The 19,914-nt window shown below is 60.6% G+C and carries 9 protein-coding genes and 1 pseudogene; 6 read left to right on the top strand and 4 right to left on the bottom strand.

What is annotated here, in order from left to right; translation table 11 throughout:
* The first annotated feature begins 38 nt into the window (after positions 1-38).
* The gene (locus KZJ38_RS18465; protein ID WP_219797619.1) at positions 39-1,061 is read left to right on the top strand and encodes an LLM class flavin-dependent oxidoreductase; all 1,023 of its coding nucleotides are present in this window, start codon (positions 39-41) and stop codon (positions 1,059-1,061) included.
* Between the two features lie 23 nt (positions 1,062-1,084).
* On the opposite strand, the gene KZJ38_RS18460 is transcribed toward KZJ38_RS18465, so the two are convergent.
* The 3 genes from KZJ38_RS18460 to fabZ form a co-directional block, all read right to left on the bottom strand.
* Entirely contained in the window at positions 1,085-1,390 is a 306-nt protein-coding gene (locus KZJ38_RS18460; protein WP_219797618.1) for a hypothetical protein, read from the bottom strand.
* A 212-nt stretch (positions 1,391-1,602) separates the two neighbouring features.
* Positions 1,603-2,394 (bottom strand): acyl-ACP--UDP-N-acetylglucosamine O-acyltransferase, encoded by a 792-nt coding sequence (gene lpxA, locus KZJ38_RS18455; RefSeq protein WP_219797617.1) that lies wholly within the window; start codon positions 2,392-2,394, stop codon positions 1,603-1,605.
* Positions 2,391-2,870: a 3-hydroxyacyl-ACP dehydratase FabZ gene (gene fabZ, locus KZJ38_RS18450; protein WP_219800458.1), complete on the bottom strand. Its 480-nt coding sequence runs from the start codon at positions 2,868-2,870 to the stop codon at positions 2,391-2,393. Before fabZ ends, lpxA begins: the two co-directional genes overlap by 4 nt.
* A gap of 871 nt (positions 2,871-3,741) precedes the next feature.
* Here fabZ and KZJ38_RS18445 point away from each other — a divergent pair.
* Genes KZJ38_RS18445 through KZJ38_RS18435 form a run of 3 tightly spaced genes read left to right on the top strand, consistent with a single transcriptional unit; the run spans position 3,742 to position 15,913 of the window.
* Positions 3,742-5,439, top strand: a complete 1,698-nt coding sequence (locus KZJ38_RS18445) for a ShlB/FhaC/HecB family hemolysin secretion/activation protein (protein WP_246641541.1) — start codon at positions 3,742-3,744, stop codon at positions 5,437-5,439.
* Complete coding sequence (locus tag KZJ38_RS18440) at positions 5,436-15,518, top strand: hemagglutinin repeat-containing protein (RefSeq protein WP_246641540.1); 10,083 nt, start codon at positions 5,436-5,438, stop codon at positions 15,516-15,518. The genes KZJ38_RS18445 and KZJ38_RS18440 overlap by 4 nt, the downstream gene beginning before the upstream one ends.
* Positions 15,515-15,913: a hypothetical protein gene (locus tag KZJ38_RS18435; RefSeq protein WP_246641539.1), complete on the top strand. Its 399-nt coding sequence runs from the start codon at positions 15,515-15,517 to the stop codon at positions 15,911-15,913. The genes KZJ38_RS18440 and KZJ38_RS18435 overlap by 4 nt, the downstream gene beginning before the upstream one ends.
* On the opposite strand, the gene KZJ38_RS18430 is transcribed toward KZJ38_RS18435, so the two are convergent.
* Entirely contained in the window at positions 15,903-16,472 is a 570-nt protein-coding gene (locus tag KZJ38_RS18430) for an RNA 2'-phosphotransferase (RefSeq protein ID WP_219797616.1), read from the bottom strand. The two genes, KZJ38_RS18435 and KZJ38_RS18430, sit on opposite strands and share 11 nt — an antisense overlap.
* A gap of 132 nt (positions 16,473-16,604) precedes the next feature.
* Between KZJ38_RS18430 and KZJ38_RS18425 the strand changes: the two are divergent.
* Together KZJ38_RS18425 and KZJ38_RS18420 are read left to right on the top strand one after the other, a co-directional pair.
* A pseudogene (locus tag KZJ38_RS18425) lies at positions 16,605-19,553 on the top strand (hemagglutinin repeat-containing protein); the annotation flags it as partial.
* A gap of 83 nt (positions 19,554-19,636) precedes the next feature.
* Complete coding sequence (locus tag KZJ38_RS18420; protein ID WP_246641538.1) at positions 19,637-19,903, top strand: colicin immunity protein; 267 nt, start codon at positions 19,637-19,639, stop codon at positions 19,901-19,903.
* The last annotated feature ends 11 nt before the right edge of the window (positions 19,904-19,914 follow it).

Below are 19,914 nucleotides of genomic sequence, written 5' to 3'. Positions count from 1 at the left end.
GCTAGCTTGCATTTGAACGCGTTCACGCGACGTCTGACATGAAAAAGATCGGTTTTCTCTCGTTCGGCCACTGGGCCAATTCCCCGCATTCGCAGGCACGATCGGCATCCGATGTCCTGCTGCAATCCATCGACCTGGCGGTTGCAGCCGAGGAACTCGGCGCGGATGGCGCGTATTTTCGCGTTCATCATTTTGCCCGGCAGTTGGGGTCGCCTTTTCCGCTGCTTGCTGCCGTCGGCGCTAGAACCAGCAGGATTGAAATCGGCACAGCCGTGATCGACATGCGCTACGAAAACCCGCTCTATATGGCGGAGGATGCCGGCGCGGCAGATCTGATCGCGGGAGGGCGGCTGCAGCTTGGCATCAGTCGCGGCTCTGGCGAACAGGTGATCGATGGCTGGCGTTATTTCGGCTATGCGCCCGAGGAAGGCGAGACCCATGCCGATCTGGCGCGGCGCCATACCGAGGTGTTCTACGAGGTGCTGCGCGGCGAGGGCTTTGCTCAACCGAATCCGCGGCCGATGTTCGCGAATCCGCCGGGCCTGCTGCGTGTCGAGCCGCATTCCGAGGGCCTTCGCGAGCGGATCTGGTGGGGCTCGGGCTCCGATGCCACGGCGGTCTGGGCGGGCAAGATGGGGATGAACCTGCAGTGCTCGACGCTGAAGAACGATGAATCGGGCCGTCCGCTTCACATTCAGCAGGCCGAGCAGATTCGCGCTTACCGGCAGGCGTGGAAAGAAGCCGGCCATAGCCGCGAGCCGCGCGTGTCGGTCAGCCGCAGTATTTTTGCTCTGATGAACGATCGCGACCGGATGTACTTTGGACGCGACACGCACAGCGAGGATACGATCGGTATGCTCGATGAAAACATCCGGGCGATTTTCGGGCGCAGTTACGCGGCGGAGCCTGATGCGCTCGTCACGCAACTGGCAAAAGATGAGGCCATTGCTGAGGCCGATACCTTACTTTTGACGGTGCCGAATCAACTGGGTGTGGAGTACTGCGCTCACGTTATCGGATCGATCCTGACTCATGTCGCACCGGCGCTGGGGTGGCGTTAAGACGAGCGGCGTGGTCGGGGGCGTTAGCGTTTCGTGGAGTCGTCGTCAGACGATTCCTTTGGCACGACCTCGACGTCGACAGTCCGACCGTCGTCGCCGAACTCACGCGCCTGCCGGCGCAGCGCGCGCGTCTTCCACCAGAGATAGCCGAACACGACCGCGCCCACACCGAACAGCACGGCGAGCAGCACCACCGACACAAGCGCGGCCGCCACAAGCATGATCGTGCCCACGACAACGGCCAGCAATCGGCTGAACCATCCGGAGCCACCGATCCGGATCCCTTTCTCGTATGTCATGCGCCGTGGCGGCGGTCTGTCGTCTTGCATCGCTTGTCTCCCGGAGGCTGTCCTTGGCGTGAGTGTAGCGCTGCGGGCGCCAACAGGACAAAGCGGGAGAAAAACGTGTCAGGGGCCTTCAAAGCGGGCGGGCGATACCCGGCGGAGTATCACGGCAAATCACAGGGACAGTCGTGCTGCTCCTCACCGCTTGATACGGTTCTTCAAGAGCATCGCCCCAAGATGACCTGAAAGCCGCCGGCTTAGCGCAAGATCCCACGCTGCGACGCTTCGACAAACGCGAGCAGCGTCTGCACCGGCACGTCGCCCTCACCGCCGGCCGAGCCGAGTTTCTTCAATTGCACCTTCGCTTCTTCAAGCGACAGGCCGTCCTCGTAGAGCACGCGATACGCGGTGCGCAGCACCGAAATCGAACCCGCCGGGAAGCCGTGGCGGCGTAGCCCTTCGACGTTGATGCCGTGCGGCTCGACAATCCGATTGCCCCCGGCGATCACATAAGGCGGCACATCCTGCCCAAGCGCCGTTGAAGCGCCAAGCACGGCATGCGTACCGATGCGCACGAACTGATGCACGCCCGACATCTCGCCGATGAGCGCGTAGTCGCCGATCGTCACGTGGCCGGCCATCTGTGCGTTGCTCGACAGCGTCACGTGGTGGCCGATGCGGCAGTCGTGCCCGATGTGCACATAGGCCATGATCCAGTTGTCGTCGCCGATCGTGGTGACGCCCGCATCCTGCACCGTGCCGGTGTGGATGGTCGTGAACTCGCGGATCGTATTGCGGTTGCCGATCACGAGCCGGGTCGGCTCGTCGCGGTACTTCATGTCCTGTGGACGATCGCCGACCGATGCGTAATGGCCGATATGGTTGTCTTCGCCGATCGTCGTGTGGCCTTCGATCACGCTATGCGAGCCGACCGTGCTGCGCGCGCCGATCGTCACGTGTGCGCCGATCACGGAATACGGCCCGACGTCGACGGATTCGTCAAGCTGCGCGCCCGCTTCGATGAGCGCAGTGGGATGGATCCTGCTCATGCGTCCTCGCTTGACTTGTCCTTGTTGGTGTGGCGCTCCGCGCACATCAGATCGGCTTCCGCCGCGACGGCGCCATCGACCTCGGCGCGCGCCTTGAACTTCGAGATGCCATGCAGGTGACGCTCGAACGTGCAGTGCAGGATCAGTTGATCGCCCGGCTCCACGACGCGCTTGAAGCGCGCGTTATCGATGCCGGCGAACAGGTACAGCGTGTTCGCCGGATCACCGGGCTTGCCTGATAGCGTTAATAGCGCCGCGGTCTGCGCGAGGGCTTCGAGGATCAGCACGCCTGGCATGACCGGCCGCGCCGGGAAATGTCCTTGAACGAACGGTTCATTGATCGAGACGTTCTTTAGCGCCTTGATGCTCCTGTGCGGTTCGATTTCGAGCACACGATCAACCAGCAGGATCGGGTAACGATGCGGCAGAAGGGCGAGAATCTTATGAATGTCGAGATTGATTTTTTCAATGCTCATGATGTTTCTGCTCACGCATTGCTTTATTCCTTTAGGCGCAAAACAGTGAAAAGGCGATAAACCCGCCGCAGCGATGGGCGGAATGCGACTATCTGTTTCGGTTATTCCTTCGATCAGCAATAACACTGGCCGGTTACTAAATATTCCGATGGGGGGATTTGTTGATGAAGTGCGTTCACACAGGTAGTTCTATTAGATTTTTCTTCCAATATCGGCGATGAATTCTGGCTTGCCGAAGCAACTTCGCAATGTGCGCTTTGCAAGATGTGCTTTCGCGAAAGAAGCCAAAAAGAAGATATTTAGGGTGCTCGCGTGGCGATCGAAGGGGGCGTCGCAATGACGTCGGTCCGTCAGCTGGGCAAGCGCGATAAACCGCTATGACGGTCAATTGATTCTTAAAATTTCTGAAGGGCGAGACTTTCTTCAGTGGTCTATGCATCCTGCATGGATATGTTGTTCTACCACGTCAGCTTTACGTCTTTTGACACTTGTCATGCGTGGTTTTCTGATAGTTTACGCGCGCTTTCGCATTGTCAGATGAATAAAAATGAACAGATATGCTTACCGGTTTCGACCAGGCCGGATACGGGGTATGTGGGACGCTGTCGACTTAACCATCACGGCAACCGACACGCACAATCAGAGTAAAAGAATCGCCGCCCTGTGCGGTGGATGTGAAGCGCTGATCAGCACACAGCCGGTCGCGCACGCACACGCGACGCAGTAGTTCTCCCCAGTGAAGAACAACACACCTGGTCGGGTCGCCCGACCCGGCTGGCGCACGCGCGTAACGAAGATCGCACGCTTCGTATCACAGCCGAAACGACGTGAACTGACTCGTCTTTGCGGCGTGCTCATTGCCGCTGCATGCGTGCAGTTAGCCCATGCGCAGGTCGCGGATCCGCTCGCTGAACAGGAGCAGCGCCGGCGCGCGCAAGAGCAGGCTATCGAACGCGAACGCACGCTGCAGGCGCCCAAGGTCGAGCTTCAATCTGCCGCGGTCCCCGAGATCGACGACGGTAAAGTGCCTGAAGAAACGCCGTGCTTCAAGCTCGAGGAGCTAACGCTGGAAGTGCCGCCCGGTCTAAGCACTACCGTCGAGGCCGCCGGCGCACGCGCACTATCGCCCAATCCGCTGTTTCCCGGCGAACTGACCTTCGCCAGCGACTACCTGCAACGCTATCGCGGTCAATGCGTCGGACGCGACGGGCTCAACCTGATCGTGCATCGCGTGATGGCGCGAATCATCGAGAAGGGCTACTCGACTACGCGCGTCGTGATCGCACCGCAGGATCTGTCCACGGGCAAGCTCAAGCTTCAATTGATTCCAGGTGTGATCAGCGAAATCCGCTTTGCCGATCCATCGACATACGGCACATGGCGCACCGCGTTTCCAACGCGCGCCGGCGATCTGCTGAATCTGCGCAATCTCGAGCAGGGTCTCGAGCAGATGAAGCGCGTGCCGAATCAGGACGTCGACATGCAGATCGTGCCGGGCCCGTCGACCGGCGAAAGCGACATCGTGATCGCAGTCAAGCGGCAGAAGCCGTGGTCGCTGGCCTTCAGCGTCGACGACAGCGGGCTTAAATCGACCGGGCAGCTGCAGGGCAGCGTAAGCCTGACCGTCGACAATCCGCTCGGGCTATCAGACATCCTGAACATCGGTTACAGCCACGATCTGAACGGCCACGCGAGCAGCTACGGCACACACGGTAGCAACGCCTATTACTCGATTCCGTGGGGCAACTGGACCTTCACCGCGACGGCGAGCCAGTACGACTATCACCAGCAGATCGCGGGCGCATTCTCGACACTGGTGTCGAGCGGCAACTCCGAAACCTTCGACGTGAAGACCGAGTACCAGTTCTATCGCAATCAGGTGCAGAAGAACACGCTCGAATTTCGCGTCGGCAAGCGCTATAGCGATGCGTTTATCGACGGCACGCAAATCGACGTGCAGCATCGCGACAACACCTACGCCGAAATCGGCTGGGAACATAAGCATTACATCGGCGCCGCGCAATTCGACAGCACGATCGCCTATCGGTGGGGCGTGCCGTGGCTCGGCGCGCAGCCCGATCTGCCGGGTGTGGGCTTCGGTGCGCCGACGTCCTACTACCACATGGAAACGCTCGACGCGACGTTGAGCGTGCCGTTCGCGATCGGCGGCATTCCATTGCGCTATACGGCCACCGTGCGTGCGCAGAACACGCCCGACGTGCTGTACCCCACCGAATACATCTCGATCGGCAGCCGCTACACCGTGCGCGGCTTCGACGGCAACACGATGCTCGCGGCCGAGAAGGGCGTGTTTATGCGCAACGACCTCGAGATTCCCTTTTCGCGTTTCGGGCTGGCGCTGTATGTCGGCATCGACGGCGGTGAAGTCTTTGGTCCTTCAGCCGACGACCTGCTCGGCCGTCGTCTTGCCGGAGCGGTGGTCGGCATACGTGGCGGCGCGTTCCAGCACGTTAATTACGACGTCTTTATTGGCGGCCCGTTGTATCAGCCCGCCGGTTTCCCCAACCACTGGCCGGTTGCGGGCTTCAGCGTGAGCTTCCTGCTATGAAAAAGAATACGTATCGCGCCATCTTCAATGCGGCTTGTGACTGGCGCTTCGTCGACATGCTGTCGATGCGGCATATCGCGTTCGCAGCACTCTGTGCGCTCGGCATGCAACCGCTGCAGATCGACGCGCAGGTGACGGCGGCGCCTACGTCGGCCGGCAGCAAACCGATCGTGGGCGTGACGGCCAATGGCTTGCCGGTCGTTCAGATCGCGACGCCGAATGGCGCGGGTGTGTCGAACAATGCGTACACGCAGTACAACGTGGGCCCGCAAGGCCTGATCCTGAACAATTCGCCAGGCAACGTGCTCACGCAACAGGCGGGTTATGTAACCGGCAATCCGAATCTTGCATCGGGTAGCGCGCGCGTGATCCTGAACCAGGTGATCGGCGGAAGCCCGAGTCAGTTGCTGGGCTATACCGAGGTAGCAGGCCAGAGAGCCGAAGTGGTGATCGCCAACCCTGCCGGCATCTACTGCAATGGTTGCGGCTTCATCAATACGAGCCGCGGCATTCTGACGACGGGTACGCCCGTGTTCGGCGGAACGGGCAGCCTCGACGCGTTTCACGTGACCGGCGGGCAGATCCAGATTGGCGCGGCGGGTCTCGACGGCAGTCAGGCCGATCAGGTCGACCTGATCGCGCGCAGCGTCGCGATCAACGGCAAGGCGTGGGCGGGGCAGTCGCTCAATGTGGTGGCGGGCAACAACGACGTTCGCCACGACGATCTGAGCGCGCAATGGCTTGGCCCCGATGGCAACAGTCCGGGCGTGGCGATCGACGTCGCGCAACTGGGCGGCATGTACGCCGGCAAGATCCGTCTTGTCGGTACCGAGACGGGCGTCGGGGTTAATAGCGCCGGCACCATCGCATCGCAAGCGGGCGACCTTCAGCTCAACAGCCAGGGCAAGGTGAGCTTGTCGGGTACGACGAGCGCCAATGGCAATGTGACGATCTCCGGCGCGGGCGATGTTGCGAACAGCGGCTCCGTCTATGCGACGCAGAACACCGCAGTGAACAGCCAGAGCCAGGTGGACAACAGTGGTACGGTCGCGGCGCTGGGCAATACAAGCATCACGGGCGCGAGCGTGAATTCGACCGGCGCGCTCGGTGCGGGCGTCGACGCGAATGGCAATGTGACTGGGGCCGGCAGTCTCGCGGTGACGGGCGCGGGATCGGTCAGCGCCACGGGTCAACAGATTGCGGGCGGCAATCTCGCGATGTCGGGCAGCAGCCTGAACATGGCAGGGTCGCAGACGCTGGCGAAAGGCAATGTGTCCTTGACCGCGACGGGCGCCGGCGGCGACACCGGCAACCTCGCGCATACAGGCGCGGCGCTGCAGGCTGGCGGCAGCTTGACCGTCAATGCGGCGAGCGGCGACATCGACAACACGGCGGGTCAACTGGAAGCGGCGGGCGCGGTGAACGTGTCGGCTGCGAACGTACAGAACAGCGCGGGGCGCATCGTCTCCGACAACACGGACGGTCTAACGCTAACGGCGAGCGGACAGATCACGAACGCGGCCGGCACCACGGCGCAAGCGGCGACGGGTGGCGTGATTGGCGGTAACGGCAACGTGGACATCAAAGCTGCGTCGCTGACGAATAACGGGACCGTCACGGCTGCGCAGCATCTGGCCGTGACCGCTTTGGGCACCCTCGATAACAGCGGCGGTACGCTGAGCGGCGCCACGCTGGCGGCGAACGCTGCTTCGCTGAAGAACGCGAACGGGGCGATCAGCGCCAATACGGTTGCGATGACCGTGCCTCAGTTCGATAACAGCGGCGGCCAGATCGCCGCCAATCAGCTCACCGTGAGCGCATCGAATCTGACGAACGCACACGGCAAACTGACCCAGCTCGGATCGGGCGCAATGGGCCTCGATATCAGCGGGACGCTCGACAACGCGAACGGCGGTGTCATCCAGACGAACAGCACGGACCTGACGCTTGCGCCGGCTTCGTTGAACAACAACGGCGGCACGATCACCCATGCGGGTACCGGCACGTTGACGATCGATACCGCTAACGGCTCAGGCGCGGTCTCGAACGTGGGCGGAGCGATCGTCAGCAACGGGCGGATGGCGGTGTCCGCGGGCAGCGTCGATAACACGGGTGGAAGCGTGACTGCAGCGCAGACGCTCGATACCACCGTTGCGGGTGCGCTCGACAACAGCGGCGGCACGCTCAGTGCGCAGACCGTGACGACCCGTGCCGCCTCGTTCACGAATGCAGATGGGGTGGTGAGCGGCAACAGCGTGTCGATGACGGTTCCTCAGCTCGACAACAGCAATGGCAAGATCATCGCGAATCAGCTTGATTTGACCGCGACGAACCTGACCAACGAGCGTGGATCGTTGACGCAGCTCGGCGCGAACGCGATGGGCTTCGATGTCAGCAACGCGATCGATAACTCGAACGGCGGCGTGATTCAGACGAACAGCACCGACCTGAGTCTCGCATCGGCTTCGATCAACAATAACGGCGGGACGATTACCCATGCCGGCGCGGGCACGTTGACGATCGAGCCGGGCAATGGCGCGGGATCGCTGACCAACGTCGGCGGCCGCATCGTGACCAACGGGTTGGCGTCGGTGCGGGTCGGCAGCCTCGATAACACGGGCGGTACGCTGGCTTCGCAGGGCGCGATGTCCGCCATCGTTCAGGCGGTTTTGAACAACACGAACGGCCGGCTGTCGTCCGGCTCGGCGTTGACAGTTTCAAGCGGTGGCGCCTTGCTGAACGCGGGCGGTGTGATCGGCGCGGGCGGGGCTGTGACCGATAGCACGCTGAACGTCACGGCAGCATCGATCGATAACTCGGGCGGCGCGGTTACCAATGTCGGGACTGGTGCGACGACGATCAACGGCGGCAGCCAGATCGTCAATCGCAATGCCGGCGGCGTCGCGGGCATGGGCTCGATCAGCGGCAACGGCAACGTTAGCTTGAGCGCATCGTCGGTGTCGAACACACAGGGCGGGCAACTGAGCGGCGCGAATCTGCTGATCAACGCCAGCAATCTCGATAGCAGCGGTGGAGCGATCGGCAACGTCGCCAACACGTCAGGCGATGTCGGCATTACGACGGGCACCTTGAACGTGACGAACGGCCAGATCAACGCGTCGCGCAATCTTTCGGTGGCCGCGAGTACGTTGCTGGGCGGCGGCAGGTACAGCGCAGTCAACGACCTCACGTTGAATCTGCAGGGCAGTTTCGCGACGGATCCGAACTATAGCTTCACTGCAGGCCACAACCTCACGTTCACCTTGCCGGGCACGTTCAGTAATGCCGGTGCGTTCGCTGCAGTAAACGGCCTGACGGTTAACGCGGGCGACATCGCCAACTCCGGCACGCTCGCGGCGGGCGGTTTGCTGAGCACGCATTCGAATACGCTGACCAACACAGGCACGATCGTGGGCGGCAGCGTATCGCTGAGCGCAGTACAAACGTTGTCGAATCTCGGCACGAGCGCGTTGATCGGCGCGACGGATAGCGCGGGCAAGCTCGAACTGCTTTCGGCGGACATCGAGAACCGCGACGACACGACCGCCACCGACGCGCAGGCGATGACGGCCATCTACGGTTTGGGCCAGGTGGTCCTCGCCGGCGGCAAGGACGCGAACGGGAATTACACCAATGCCAATCTTGTCCGCAACCAGTCGGGGTTGATCCAGTCGAGCGGCGACATGCAGATCGCCGCGAACCAGGTGACGAATACGCGGCGTGCGATGGGAACGTCGGGCTTTACGTCGGCGGTCAATCCGGACCTGTTGGCGAGTCTTGGCATCAGTCTGTCAGGACAAACAGGTCAGGTGGGCGTGAAAGATCCCGACAGTATTGGCGGCGTCTATGTCGAGCCACCTCACGGCGGTCAGTGGAACAGCACTTATCAGTTCACGACCTACACGGGCGTAGCGGTTGCCAGTACCGTCACTACCATCAGCCCGGAATCGCAGATCATCGCGGGCGGCAACCTGAATGCAGCGTCGGTCGGAATATTCCAGAATTACTGGAGCCAGGTGGCGGCGGCAGGCAACATCGCGATGCCCGCTGTGCTCGATCAGAACAGCTGGCAAGGGCAAAGCGCACCGCAGGTGCAGGTGACTTACTCGGGCCAATATCACTACAACAACTACGACAACAGCGAGCACGACTGGCAGTTGCCGTTTGGGGATGCACCGTTCGTCGGCTCGCGTCCGGGTGGCTACTCGCAGGTGGCGCCGGCTGACATTCGCACGTACGCGCTGCCGGCATACGAATCGAGGTTTACGGCGGGCGGAACGCTAAGCGGCACGGGCGTCACGATTAATAACACGGCCGGCAATGCCTCCGTGACGCCGCTCGGCCTGCCACCGGGGCAGAGCGTGTCGGGCACCGGCGCGGGCGCCGTGAGCGGGACGATCAGCGCCCATGGCGGCGGGAGCGTGCAGGGTGGCCCTTCGAATTTCGACAACCCGACTATCGCGGCCGCGACGGCGGGCAACGTACTGAGCAACATTACGTTGCCGCGCGGTGGCCTGTTCAGCGTCAATAGCGCGCCGAATTCACCGTATCTCGTTGAGACGAATCCCGCGTTCACGAGCCAGCAGCAGTGGCTGTCGAGCGACTACTACTTCCAGCAGATGGGCATGAATCCCGGGCAGATCCAGTTGCGGCTCGGCGACGGGTTCTACGAGCAGAAGCTCGTGCAGGACCAGATCATGTCGATGACCGGGAAGTCGGTGCTGACGAACTACGCCGATACGCAGGACGAGTTCAAGGCGCTGATGACGTCCGGGGCGCAACTCGCGCAGTCGCTCAATCTCGCGCCCGGTACGGGGCTGTCGCCGGAGCAGGTGGCGCAGTTGACGAGCAACGTCGTGATCATGCAGAGCCAGGTGGTTGATGGGCAGACGGTGCTTGTGCCGGTTGTCTATCTCGCGCAGGCGAGCCAGGACAACATGGGCAACGGCCCGGTTATCGCGGCGACGAATATCGATCTGCAAAATGCGAAGTCGGTGACCAACAGCGGCACGATCAGCGCGGCGAATAACTTCTCGATCGGTGCGCAGAGTATCGATAGTTCGTTTGGCACGTTGCAGGCCGGTGGGCAGATGGCGCTGGTGACGGCGGGGGATATCAATCTGACGTCGGCGACGTTGAATGCCGGCAGCCTTGCGCTGCAATCGGGCGGGAATCTGATTCTGGATACGTCGGTGAAGACGGTTAGCCAGGTGAGTGACACGGGCGCGACGCGCGTGACGACGACGATGGGGCCGGCGGCCAGTATCAATGTGGCCGGTAATGCGGTGATTGTGACGGGCGGGGATTTCGAGCAGAACGCGGGTAGCCTCAACGTGGGCGGGGCGCTTGGGATGAGCGTTGGCGGGGATTGGAATCTTGGTGTGCAGCAGACCGGTGAACACAAGGTTGTTGAGCGCGCGAATGGGGTGTCGGATACCGATATCAATCAGGTGGTGGGGAGTTCGGTGAAGGTGGGTGGAGCGTCCTTGCTTGCAGTGGGCGGCGACCTCACGGCGACCGGTGCGAACATGAGCCTCGGAGGCGGCGGCACGATCATCGCGGGAGGCAACGTAACGCTGCAGGCGGCAACCGCGACTTCGACGGTGGACAGCAACAGTTCGGGCACCGACCATCACGGCAGCTACTCAGAGACGCTGCATACATCCGACGACAGCCTCACGGCTACAACGCTGCAAAGCGGTGACAGCCTGAGTGTCGTGTCGGGCAAGGACATCAACGTAACGGGCAGCACGGTTTCCCTCGACAAGGGGAATGCGCTGCTGATGGCGGCGGGAAGCGTGAACGTGGGCGCGGCGACGGAAACGCACGTCTCTGATACCTACGAGACTCATAGCCATAGCGGCGTGGCGAGCCATACGAGTGCCGTCAACCAGGTTGATCAAAGCGCGACCTATGCCGATGGCAGCACGATCTCGGCGGACGGTGTGTCGGTGATCAGCGGAAAAGATATCAACGTGACCGGCAGCAACATCGTTGGTACGTATGGCGTTGGTCTCGCTGCGGCGGGCAACGTCAACATCCTGGCCGCAACCGACACCTGGCAGGATAGCGAGTATCACCAGGTGAAGCACTCGGGACTCTCCGGTTCGGGCGGTATCGGCTTCACGATCGGGTCGAGCGAGCAGAGCGACCGATATAACGCCAGTTCGGTGACGCAGAGTCAGTCGCGCAGCATTGTGGGCAGCGTCGAGGGCAACGTTGTAATTTCCGCGGGCAAGGATGTCCATATCGGCGGAAGCGACATTGTCGCTGGTAGGGCGGCGGGGGACGTCACGGGCGCGACGGGCAACATCGGCATTGTCGGCCAGAACGTTACGATCGATCCGAGCCAGGACACTGCGCAGTCGAACGATCACCAGGAGCAGCGTTCGAGCGGCTTGACGTTGGCGGTGACGGGCACGCCGCTCGATACCGTGCGCAATTTGCAATCGGCAGGTTCGTCGGGCAACGCATATCAGCGGGCCCAGGGCGTCGGTAACGAGCTAACCGCGAGTGGTCTCGACACGCCGTCTGTGACGGCAACCTTCAGCCACAGCAGCAGCTCGAGTACTACGGTCGTATCGAGCATGTCGAATGCCGGCAGCACGATTCGCGGCGCGGGCAACGTGAGCGTGACGGCAACAGGTGGAGCGCTCCGTGATGCAAACGGTAACCCGCTCGACGGAAATATTGCCGTGATCGGTTCGACGATTTCGGCGGGTGGCACGACCACGCTGGATGCGAATCGCAACGTGATACTGCAGGCATCGACAAACCAGCTGCAGCAAAGCACCCAGTCAGAAAGTTCGAGCACGAGCTTCCAGCTTGCTAGCCCAAGCCCGGGCGATTTCGTGCGTTGGGTCACCGGCGGACCGAACAGTAGCGGCGTTAGTTCGTCGCCCTATAACGCCGGGCGCGGTAATGCAGACAGCAATGGCTCGGCGACGACACAGACTGCCAGCGTGGTGAGTGGCAACAGCGTGATCGTGAAGAGTCACACGGGCGATATCGACGTGGTGGGTTCTGGCATTAGCGGAACACAGGGCGTCGACCTTATCGCTACCCAAGGGGCGATCAATGTGCTGGCGGGCACCGAAACCAGCACGAACCATGAGGAGTCGAGCAGTCACCAGTTCGGCGATCTGGGTAGCAACGGTACCGGCACCGGCTTCAGCCAGGGTGTATCGAACAGCCACATGGTGCAGGACACGGCCGCGCAGACGCAGAGCACAATCCGCAGCCAGATTGTGAGCGGCAACGGCAACGTGACGCTGGACGCAAAGCAGGATGTGACGGTGCAGGGCTCCGACCTGTACGCGGGTCAGGACCTGACGTTGATCGGGAAGAACCTGAACCTCGATCCCGGCACGGACGCGCAGCAAAGCAGCATGAGCCAGAGCGCGAGCCAGTTTGGCGTCACGTTTGCGCTGGGCGGTGTGGCGGGGGATACGGCGGCAACCGTCAATCGCAGCTTGAACCAGGCAAGCCATGCGGGCGACTCGCGTCTTGCGGCGCTCGATGTGGCCCAGGCGGCGCTCGCCGTGTACAACGCACCCGGCGCGGCGGCTAGTGGCCAGGCGCCGGCAGTGATCAAGGCGACTGTGAGTGTTGGTGGCGGTACTAGCCACGCCGAAGCTCAAAGCAGTTCGACCACGAACAGTGGCAGTACGCTCACGGCTGGTGGTACGGCGACGCTCGTCGCGACCGGAAGCGGCAACAAGGATGGAGCGGGCTATGCGACGGACGGCGACATCAATGCGCGTGGTACGCAAATCACCGCGCATGATGTGGCGCTGAACGCGGCCCGCGACATCAATCTGCAAAGTGCGAAGGATACGAGCCAGCAGACGAGCAGCAACAGCAGCACTAATGCGAGTATCGGCGTCGGCTTTGGGCTGGGCGGCGCGCAGAATGGCTTTACGCTCGAACTGGCCGCGAATGGCGCGAAGGGTAACGCCAATGGCAACGGCACGACGAACCACGATACGCAGATCAATGCGAGCGGCACGGTCGCCATCACGAGCGGGCGCGATACGAACCTGCGCGGTGCGGAAGTAGCGGGCAATACGGTTGATGCCAACGTAGGCCGTGACCTGAACATCCAGAGTGTGCAGGATACGAATGCGTATAACAGCCAGCAGGCGAGCGCCGGGTTCCAGGCGAGCATCTGCGTGCCGCCGTTCTGCTATGGACAGACGGTCAGCGGCAGCGCGAATGCGAGCGATCAGACCATCAAGGACAACTTCCAGTCGGTGAACCAGCAAAGCGGTATCAGCGCGGGTAGCGGTGGGTTTGACATTTACGTCGGTAACCACACGCAGCTGGATGGCGGCGTTATCGCCAGTACCGCATCGCCGGACAAGAACTCGCTGTCGACGCAGACGCTCGACTATACGAACCTGCAGAACCAGGCGGAGTACTCGGGTTCGACTGTCAGCTTTGGTGTCAGCACGAACAGTGGTGGGGGTACAACCGGCATTGCGGGAATGGGGCCGAGTGGTTTCGGTGCGTCGGGTGTAAGTGACGACGCGTCGGGTACGACGTACGCGGCGGTAAGCCCCGGGACGATTACCGTGCGTGGTGATGCGGGTACCGGGCACGACAGTACGGCCGGGTTGAGCCGCGACACGGCAAACGCGAATGGGTCGGTGGCGAACACGTTCGATGCGCAGAATGTGTCGAACGACATGGCGGTCCAGCAAGGGGTGGTGCAGGTCGGCATGCAGGTGGTGGGTGATATCGGTCGTGCAGAGCATTGGGAAGAGGACAGTGCAGCGCGGATCGCGTCCCATGCGGCTGTGGCTGCGCTGGGTGCGGCGCTGGGCGGTGGGAACGTTGCGGGCGCTGTCGGTGGGACGGTGGCGGGGGATATTGCTGGAAATGCGGCAGCACACGCGGGCGGTGGGGCACTGGCTGGCAACATCGCTTCGGGTGCGGCGGGGGCTTTGGCAGGTGGTGCGCTGGGTGGTGCCGGCGGTGCGATGAGCGGGGCGAATGGGGCGTTGGGTGCGGATTTGTACAATCGGCAGTTGCATCCGGATGAGAAGCAAAAACTGCAGCAGAAGGCGAATGAGATCGCCGCCAATATTGCCCAGAATCCGCAGGACCAGGCGACTATAGCCCAATACTGGAACTCCATGCTGACGGTTGCCGCGAGTGCCGATGTCGATACGCAGGCGGCTCAGCAGTTGAATGCCTATGTGGACCAACTGACGCAGGCGGCGCAGGCGTCCGGGAACTACGCTCCTCTGGATCGATTCCTCAGCGACCTTAATATCGCTCAACAGACGGTTCAGTCGATGGCCGGTCAGCCGCTCTACGGTACAACGGGTAATCCGATTGTTGCGGATGGTTCTGTCGTGAGCTCGTTCCAATCAACGCCGGCGCAGGCTAGCGACACGACACTGTTTGCGAACGGTCCGCTGGGCTCGCTAAATCAATTTGGACCGGGAAATACGCTAGCGACGACGGGTTGGCAGCCAATCGGGAACGCAACAGTCCAACAGCAGATCCAGTGGCTGGAACAGAGCACGTTGCAGCAGGCGTCGACGCTGAACGGATCAGTGTCGCCGACGTATCCGCTTGAAAATATCGCACTTGGCGGGATGGCGGGTAAAATTGTGTCGGGGGTACTCGGTGCGATATTCGACGCAGCGGCAGCAAACAGCGCGGTCGTCGGATCGGTAGCAAACGCTAATTTCGCACAATCGTCCATAAATGCAGCTGAGGCGTTTAGCATTGAAGGGGCGGCGAAATATAGCCAAATTGCCGGGATGCCGATCAACACTGTCGACGATTTGGCTGCAGCGATCAAAAGCGGACTGATCAGCCCAAGCCAGCTACCGGTCGATTACGTGGTTACTGCCGATGGAACGCAACTAATACTGAATACGCGCACCTCCGTCGCGTTGAGCCGCGCAGGAGTTCCTCAGTCGCAATGGTATGGTGCGAACCAAACCGGTTTACAGGTGCCGGGCATGTCAGCTGGAACGACATTCGATTACTTGGCTGCTCGTCAATTGGCGCGAAACAAGTTACCGCCGACGGGCACTCCTAACGTGCCAAAAGGGACAAAATGATGAAGATCGGTCGCAGCTTGGAGATTCTTGATCCATACGAGTGGCTTCCGGGCTACGGGGAGAGCGGCGTAAAAATCAGGACAGAGGGAACTGAACTGGTAGTTACTGTGGCCTATGACGGAGAAACCGGCTTGTGTGAACGAGAATTGCGTTTTACTTCTGTTTGCTCGTTTTATGTCCAGGTGTTTCCGGGACCTTCCATGCTCGGCATCGATAAAGGCGACGCGGCTCCCATCTTACAAGGTGCTCTCGTCGAATATCCTGACTCGGAAGCGGCCATCGCTTGGGCGCAACATTTTGGTGGCTCCCGTGTGGTTCGACACTATAGCATCGCGTTTTTATCGGAGAATCTTTTACTGATCGCGTTTGCCGGAGGGGTCACGCTCAAGAACTGAGCTTGTCAAGTGTGTTGAGGAATTCAGCCGGCACGCCTTGGGTTAGCCAGACGCCGTTCTCAGCCAGAAAAAATTTGAAACCCTGTCGATGCATTCGCATTGCTTGAATCTCGAGAACCGCCGGTTTTCCATATCGTTGGCCAACGGCAAGTGCCGTGGGTATATCTTGCGATAAGTGCACATGGTGGCGGGCGCCTGCTTTCAGTCCCAGTTCGTGGATAGATTTTAAAAAGCGAGTTGCCGTGCCGTGATAAAGAACTTCGGGTGGCTCCTTTTCGGAATATTTGCGTTGTACGGCTGGCGTGGAATGACCCTGTATAGCACGGATTCGCTTACCATCGTCAGAAATGGAAAATCTCTTCTTGTCGTTGTTCGCGACAACCGTTTGAATTGTTGTTCGGTCGAGAGAACGCCCGTATTTGGCTGCGCTGGTAATCAAAGAATCAATACTGGCCCAGCCTTCGGCATCGAGCTGCAGGCCAATCGTCTGAGGCTCATGGCGAAGTACATAACTAAGATATTTGCTGATCTCGTCGAGTCGTTTATCGTCTGTGTTCATCGCCGGGGAAAATACGTTGATTGCTGCGTAGCTGGATGGAACTTCGTTTTGATGTTCACGAATTTTAACGCCGACACCCGGTAATGTACCGGCGCGGCAGAAAAATCATGGCACGACGTTACGCGCTACATCAGCAGCGTTTCGGTTGATAGCGTCAACGTGGCTAGCGGCCACGACATCAACGTCACGGGCAGCAACATTGTCGGCACGAACGACGTGACGCTGAAGGCGGCACACGACGTCACCATCACGACTTCACAGGATACCGAAAGCACACAGACCGACTACAGCAAGCGTGAATGGGGGTTCCTGTCGGGGATGACGGCGCTGAACCAGCTGGACGGCGGCCTGCAGGGTTACAGCTTCGGCGTGCGCAAGACGACCGACGCGCAGCAGATGACCCAGGTGACGAACAACAGCAGCATGATCGGTTCGGTGAACGGCAATCTGACGGTGGTGGCCGGTAACGATCTGCACGCGACGGACGCCATCCTGTATGCCGCGAATGACCTGGGGCTTGCCGGCAAGACGGTCACGATCGACGCGGCCCAGAACACGTTTAGCCAGAGCGAGCAGCAATCGTTCAGTCAGACGGCGATTACCGCGGGCATCAGCAACCCGGTGATTGCGGCCGCGATGACGGCGAACCAGATGCGGCAGGATGTGAAGCACACCAATGGCGACGCGCGGCTCGATGCGCTTGCGGCGGTGACCACTGGACTCGCCGTGAAGAATGCGATCGATGCGGTGGCAAGCAACCCGTCGGCTGTCGGCGGCATCGGCATCAGTGTGTCGCTCGGTACGAGTCATAGCAATAGCAATTCGAGCGCGTCATCGAGCACTGCGGCTGGCAGTTCGATCACCGCCGGGCACAACCTGACGATTGCGGCCGCCGGTGCGGGCGCTGACAGCGACATCAATGTGATCGGCAGCAATCTCTCGGCTGGCAATAACACGACGTTGATCGCTGCGGGTGATATCAACCTTCACGCGGCGCAGAACTCCGATAGCGTGTCGAGCACGAACAGTGGCTCGAGCGCAAGTATCGGCGCGACGTTGAGCTTGGGACAGCAGAACGGCCTGTCGTTCCAGCTGGGTGTATCGGGCACCAAGGGTAACGGCAACAGCAGCGATACGACGTGGACGAATACGCATGTCAGTGCGGGGAACACGCTTACGTTGCAGTCGGGTGGGGATACGAATCTGATTGGTGCTGTTGCCGACGCTCAGCAGGTGGTTGCGAATGTGGGCGGCGATCTGAACATCGCGAGCCTGCAGGATACGAGTCACTACGACTCGAAGCAGGTTAGTGGCGGGGTGTCGATTAGTGTTTGTGTGCCGCCTATTTGTTATGGCGCTGGGTCGAGTGTGGCGGCGAACTTCAGTCAGGAGAAGCTCAATAGCGACTACGCGAGCGTGACTGAGCAATCTGGCGTTCATGCCGGGGATGGTGGCTTCCAGATTAACGTGAAGGGCAACACCGATCTGAAAGGCGGTGTGATTTCGAGTAGCGATGTTGCGATTGAAAATGGGCTGAACTCGCTGACGACTGCGACGCTTACGCACAGCGATATCGAGAATCAAGCCTCGTATGATGGGTCGTCCGTCGGGGTCAGCGGTGGGTATGGCGTCGATCTCGGTAAGACCCAGACGGGTGTGGCAACGAACATCAACCCGGTGCCGGGTACGACCTTGCCCAATACCGGTGGCGACAAGGGCGGCTTTGCTGTCGCGCCGCCGATCGCGTTGAGCGCATCGGGCGATGCCAGTTCGACGACAAAGAGTGCGATCAGCGGCGGCGCCATCAACATTACCGATGGGACCAAGCAACAGCAACTGACCGGCCAGACCGCTGAGGAGGCGGTGGCCAGTATCAACCGGGATACGACCGGTACGCAGGCAACGATCGCGCCGATCTTCGATAAGGACAAGATTGAGGCTGGGTTTGATATCACCAGCCAGTTCATCAATCAGGTTGGGACGTTCGTATCCGACCGGGCGAAGGAGGCGGACGCCGCGAGCAAGGCTGCGAACGATCCGAGTCTGACGCCTGAGCAAAGAGCTGAAGCGCAGCAACGCGCAGATGAGCTCAACAAGGATTGGGGACCGGGTGGTTCGTATCGTCAGGTGCTGACGGCGTTGACGGTTGCGGCAGGCGGGAATGTGACCGGTGGGGTCGGTCAGTATGCACAGGCTGCGACGGTGACCTATCTGCAGGAGCTTGGGGCAAGCCAGGTCAAGGCGCTGATCAATACACTCAGCCTTGATCAGACGCCGGAAGGCGAAACGGCGCGCGCGGCATTGCACGCGATTGTGGGTTGCGCGGGCGCGGCGGGGTCGGGGGCGAGTTGCGGTGCGGGTGCGATGGGGGCGGCGGCGAGTTCGGTGATAGGAAGTTTACTTAAATCAACAGACAATCTGACGGCGTCGGAACGTGAGGCGCGTGAAAATGTGGTGACGAGCCTTATCGCGGGTATCGCGGTGACGGCAGGTCTGGACGCGACGGCGGCGACTGGGGGCGGTAAGGTCGAGGTTGAGAACAATCAGTTGATGCAGACCTCGACGGCGCCGTGGCTGGCGGGACTTATTAAAGTGCCAGGACTTAAGGGTGAGGCGGCAAGCAAGGGCGATGGCGTGATTGTCGACCCGGCGACGGAACTTGATCCTACGATCAAGCCAAGTCCGTTGGTGACGCCTCAGGGAGTGCAGGCAACCGTGGAGGGGCTTATTACGTCAATAGTGGATGACGTGCTCAATGGCCTCTTGAGCGGTCCACTGACTATGGGAGATGTAAAGCCTGTAATCGACAAAAAAATTGCCGATCAACTCGGGGAACGAGGCTGGACCGAGAGCGATATTCAGGCAGCTATCAAGAACGGCCCAACTGGAACAAGTGTTGACAACCGGTCTGCCGGGAAGTCGCCAGACGGTGTAGCCAGGAGTGATCCTGCGACAGTATATGGATCGCCGAATGGCTACGTTGTTGTCAATGACAGAACAGGTGAAGTTGTTCAGGTCAGCGATAAGACCGATCCGGATTGGGTGGCGGACGGTCGGATTAAGTGGAGTAATTCAAAATGAGTCGGACTAGAAATACCCTTGTTGATCGGTCAAGGCGTTACACCGATCCAGAAGATTTCTTCTTGCTTCATGGAAGTGTTGTTATGAAGCTCACGGCCGAGGCGGCAATTGCCGTCTGCGAACAAGCGGCACGGCGAGGGTTACTTGTCGCTCGAATTGAAGGGGGCATTTGGCACAACCCCAAGTTCGAGGCGCGCATCGACTGCATATGGGATGGCGCCGATCCACCGATAGACCGAAGTTCTGCACACGAAAACAACTTGGCTGCAATCGAATTCATTCGTTCGAAACTACCCGAGCATACCGCTTTTATCATTACGGCTCCGCCAATAACTGGTTGGGAGAAGTAATCAGGTTGGCG

The organism is Paraburkholderia edwinii (genome assembly GCF_019428685.1).
GTDB classification, from domain to species: Bacteria; Pseudomonadota; Gammaproteobacteria; order Burkholderiales; family Burkholderiaceae; genus Paraburkholderia; species Paraburkholderia edwinii.
This window is presented reverse-complemented; position numbering and strand designations above follow the sequence as displayed.

Coding starts and splice junctions, on each gene's coding strand:
- KZJ38_RS18465 (WP_219797619.1), top strand. CDS start 39: ATGAAAAAGATCGGTTTTCTCTCGTTCGGCCACTGGGCCAATTCCCCG.
- KZJ38_RS18460 (WP_219797618.1), bottom strand. CDS start 1,390: ATGCAAGACGACAGACCGCCGCCACGGCGCATGACATACGAGAAAGGG.
- lpxA (WP_219797617.1), bottom strand. CDS start 2,394: ATGAGCAGGATCCATCCCACTGCGCTCATCGAAGCGGGCGCGCAGCTT.
- fabZ (WP_219800458.1), bottom strand. CDS start 2,870: ATGAGCATTGAAAAAATCAATCTCGACATTCATAAGATTCTCGCCCTT.
- KZJ38_RS18440 (WP_246641540.1), top strand. CDS start 5,436: ATGAAAAAGAATACGTATCGCGCCATCTTCAATGCGGCTTGTGACTGG.
- KZJ38_RS18435 (WP_246641539.1), top strand. CDS start 15,515: ATGATGAAGATCGGTCGCAGCTTGGAGATTCTTGATCCATACGAGTGG.
- KZJ38_RS18430 (WP_219797616.1), bottom strand. CDS start 16,472: ATGAACACAGACGATAAACGACTCGACGAGATCAGCAAATATCTTAGT.
- KZJ38_RS18420 (WP_246641538.1), top strand. CDS start 19,637: ATGAAGCTCACGGCCGAGGCGGCAATTGCCGTCTGCGAACAAGCGGCA.